Consider the following 1,144-nt stretch of genomic DNA (forward strand, 5'->3'; position numbering starts at 1 on the left):
TGTTAGGTTTATTTGTTGTGCAATTTTTTAAAATTTTTGAAATCAAGTTTAACCCATCGATTTATTTTTTGTTTCGAGAGTATTTTTTTCATATCAAGTTAACAAAACCCATGTTTTGTGTCATACTGGATATAGGGGATAAGGTCGGTACGGTTTATCCTCTGCAAGTGGGCGGTTAATTTACTGGAAAGGGAATTGCTGTATCTTGCCTTATCAAGCATAGTTCCCACTTTTTCCAGTCCACCTAATGCGTCATGTTCTTCCAAGAAGTAAAAACTTTTCACAGCGGAAATCACGCCACCCTCTGTGAGCCATTGCTGTGTTTCTTCAAGGGAGTTATGCGGTTTTGGTACTTGCAGTTTTAAGACTTCCACAGCCCCTAAAAAGCGTTCCCAAAACCGACAAGTTTTCCACCTGCTCTTATTACTTTCGTTTCTGTTTGGCACGACAAAGCGTAGGTTGTTTGCCAATAGACCGAAAGCCAGTTCTCCAAGTTCCAGCGGTCTTTCCTTGAATGTCATGGCAAAAGCATGAGCCTTATCATCACGCAGTTGCATTTCTGTCCGTTTCCAACTGCCGACTTCCTCAAGCGTCTTATTATGTTTTGAACAGACTTCCTTATCTTTATCATAAAAGCGGTAGGACAATCCCGATTTACCAGCACCGATATAAACGGTCTTTGCGGTGTCGAAATAATCAAACTTGCTTTCGTCAAAGTGGTAGCCATCACTATTCGAGATAAATTCCTCTTTTTCGCATTTCTTCTTTATCTGCTCTATGGTAAAGAATGGCTTTTCGTTCTTATCATCAATGGCAATATCAAGTCTTGTGAAATGGAAATTATCCAGTCCGTATCTTCGCTCACAGCGTCGGAACATATCCCCAAAGGTATAATTCCTACTGTCGAGAATACGGAAAATATCATCACAACCTCTGCCAGTCATAACAAGATAACAGCCTAGCCCCTGTGGGTTGTCCTCTGTCTTTCTTGCGTCCCCCGATACATAAATATCTCCAATCTGCCAGCGTGCTTTGAACTGCTCCCCTCTGAGTGGACAAGTGAAATAAATAAATTCACTTTAAACTTAGAAGGGAGCAATTTTTATGCCTAGAAGTAATGTAACCGCAAAACAAAAATTGGATG

1 pseudogene is annotated in these 1,144 nt (G+C 40.6%); it reads right to left on the reverse strand.

Features of this window, described 5'->3' with window-relative positions:
- Positions 1 to 98: 98 nt before the first annotated feature.
- Positions 99 to 1,034, reverse strand: a pseudogene (locus ACK2WN_RS12150) (replication initiation factor domain-containing protein); the annotation flags it as partial.
- Positions 1,035 to 1,144: the final 110 nt, after the last annotated feature.

This window comes from Peptacetobacter sp. AB800, assembly GCF_047807365.1.
GTDB lineage: Bacteria > Bacillota > Clostridia > Peptostreptococcales > Peptostreptococcaceae > Peptacetobacter.